The sequence below is a fragment of the Bartonella sp. AC329YNZD genome (genome assembly GCF_042196685.1).
GTDB lineage: Bacteria > Pseudomonadota > Alphaproteobacteria > Rhizobiales > Rhizobiaceae > Bartonella.
On record NZ_JBHIQS010000057.1, the window covers coordinates 1 to 2,819 of the forward strand.

Annotated in this window: 3 protein-coding genes and 1 pseudogene; all 4 read left to right on the top strand. The window is 34.9% G+C overall.

The genetic code is table 11. The features are described from left to right. Positions 1-211: pseudogene (locus tag ACFIMW_RS09050) on the top strand (hypothetical protein); the annotation flags it as partial. Between the two features lie 291 nt (positions 212-502). Then, a complete protein-coding gene (locus ACFIMW_RS09055) occupies positions 503-1,300 on the top strand; it encodes a hypothetical protein (protein ID WP_375608870.1) in 798 nt (265 codons plus the stop codon). Between the two features lie 76 nt (positions 1,301-1,376). Then, complete coding sequence (locus tag ACFIMW_RS09060; RefSeq protein ID WP_375608869.1) at positions 1,377-2,261, top strand: hypothetical protein; 885 nt, start codon at positions 1,377-1,379, stop codon at positions 2,259-2,261. Positions 2,262-2,533: 272 nt separating this feature from the next. Then, positions 2,534-2,819 (top strand): single-stranded DNA-binding protein (locus tag ACFIMW_RS09065; protein WP_375667125.1); only part of this gene is annotated, 286 nt, incomplete at its 3' end.

Genomic DNA, 2,819 nt, shown 5'->3' on the forward strand with positions numbered 1-2,819 from the left:
TGGGGGTGATTTGCCAAGAAGTGTATTGAGTTGTGAACCTTTGATAGATGAGGTAAATGCGAAAATCAAAAAACGTACAGAGAAAGATCAGTTGATTTGTGAGATTAGAGATAATGGTGAGAGATGTTATTCACAGGCTTATGATATAGGCAGTGAACTAGAAAAAGCACTTGATATTCAATTAGGTAATTATCAAAATGAAAAAAAGTGAAAAAAATAAAAAATACGTATTGACTTTAAAGAAAAGGTCGTTTATTAAGGTTGGCAAGTGCTGAAAACACTTAACGATAAGCGGTTAAACCACGTAAGGTTTTTCCCATTTCTTAAAATACTGACTTTCTTTTATGCTGTCTCTAGCATATAACGATTTTGTCGGGTGTGGTCGCACCATACAATACTCTTTATGAGAAAAGTGTGACGACGGACTTATCGCCGTGTTTTCAACACCCGGCGCCCTTATAGGGTGTCAATTGAAAACTTTTTTACGATAAGGATTACTAGCATGAACGCTACAGTTACAAATCAAGAAACTTCCTTTTTTATTACAGATGATAATGGCTCTTTTAAAAAGAGAGAGTTTGCAAAAAAATACGAATTTACAGGCGAGACAATAGAGGTTGGCTTTAAAACGCTTCATAGAATTAGAGCTTTAAGAGATTTTGGAAATGTCAAAAAAGGCGACCTCGGCGGTTTTATTGGCAGTGAATACAATTTATCGCATCATGGCAATTGCTGGGTTGCAGGTAATGCCAAGGTTTATAGCAATGCACGTGTTTACGATAATGCCGTTGTAAGTGGGTATGCGCATGTTAATGTGGAAGCTTGTATTTATGAAAACGCCCGTGTTTATGGCAAGGCTGTTGTAGGTGGCTTTGTTTATGGAAATGCTGAAGTTTATGGTTTTGCACGTATTTATCCTCGTGCAAGAATTTATGGGAATGCGCACGTTCATTATAATGCTTGGGTTTTTAATGATACGCATATTTTTGGTAATGCCAAGCTTTCTGGATATGCTTGCATTTATGCTGATGTAAAAGTTTATGGTAATGCCAAGGTTCTAGGTTTTTCAAAACTTTATAAAAATGCACACGTTCATGGGAACGCTGTTATTGAAGGGCATGCTGAAATTCATGGGATTATTTATGGTAATGCAAAAATATCAGGTTATTCAAAAATTTATGGGAAGGTTTCAGGCAAGGCAAAATTAAGAGAGTGTGATTTTGTTCATAGGGAAGGTGAGGTTTATAGTGGCAATAAAGTCATATATAACTCGAATAATATTTTAGAAAAAGCAGCATAAGACAGCAGCGGCGCGGCGGGGGCGCCCCTCTTTAAAACTCTTTCATTCAAAAATTTTCTTTAAAAGGCATTTCACTATGAAAAAAACATATGAACTTATTGATCTCATAACACGCAATAAAGAAGAAGAAAGTGAAAATCATAATCTCTTTGCTCTTAAATGGACGATATATGATCAAAGCCTTCATAGTCCTTTACGTCCTGAGAATGAAAAGCAAGTACCTAGAAAATATGAATTAACAAGTGAGACAAGGGAATTTAATGGACATATATTACACCGTATTAGAGCCATTAAAGATTTTAAACATTTTTTTGGTGATAATAATAACTTTTGTATAAAAGCAGGTACCTTAGGCGGTTTTATAGAAAATGAAAGCAATTTAGATCATCGTTATGGTTGCTGGGTTAGTGATGATGCTATGGTTTACGGTGGCGCACGTGTTGTAATGGATGCTCTTGTGTACGGTAATGCTGTTATTTATGAACAAGCGTGTATTGGTGGGCATGCACATATTTATGACAATGCACAGATTTATGGTAAAGCCAAGGTTTGTGGTACTGCTCATATTTATAACAATGCGCATATTTATGAAAATGCTTGTATTGATTTTAGAAGCCATGTTTATGAAAATGCTCATGTTTATGGCAATGCAGAAGTTGGGTTTTCTCATGGTGAAGATAAACCTGAGATTTATGGCAATGCACGTGTTTATGATAATGCAATAATTGAAGACAATGCTAGGATTTATGGGAATGCACAAGTTTACGGGCGCGCTCGTATTAGAGAGAAAGCTAAGGTCCGTGATAATGCACAAGCATGTGGAACGTTAGATCTTTTAAACGATGCGGTTTTAGCGGGTGATAAAAAACTCACAAGAGGTTATAGAGATTTTATTGGCAAAACTAAAATCACTAAATTTGGTCATTTTAAAATAATAGAAAAAATACACAAAGTTGTTTAATAGGCGGGCTGCTTTATAGCAAAAAAAGCCGTGTCCTTTTAAGACACGGCTTTTATTATCAAAACAGCTAGCGATCTAAATAAACGATTAAAGTAACCAATCGAAATATAAAAGAACATCTCTTTATTGCACAAAACGTATCAAAACGCAATAAAAAACAGCTTTTAAAGCTTAATCTTTTACATAAGAATATTGTTATTATTTATTGAAAACATTGTAAAAACACATAAAATATGTTATGATCTTTACATCATTTAATGGAACTTACAAACATGCTTAATAAAGTGATTTTAATTGGCTATCTAGCAGCAAAACCCGAGTGTAAAACAATGTCATCCGGCGCTGAGGTGGTCAATTTTCGAATGGCAACGTCTGAGAGCTATACAGACAAGGCAACCAATCAAAAAGTAGACAAAACCGAATGGCATTCCATTGTGGTGTTTAATCCACATCTTGCAAAAATAGCACTCCAGTATCTCAATAAAGGCGGATTCGATATAATATCAAAAAACACAATAAAGTCAATATGTTGTTTGCAATTATTTTATATGAATCCAC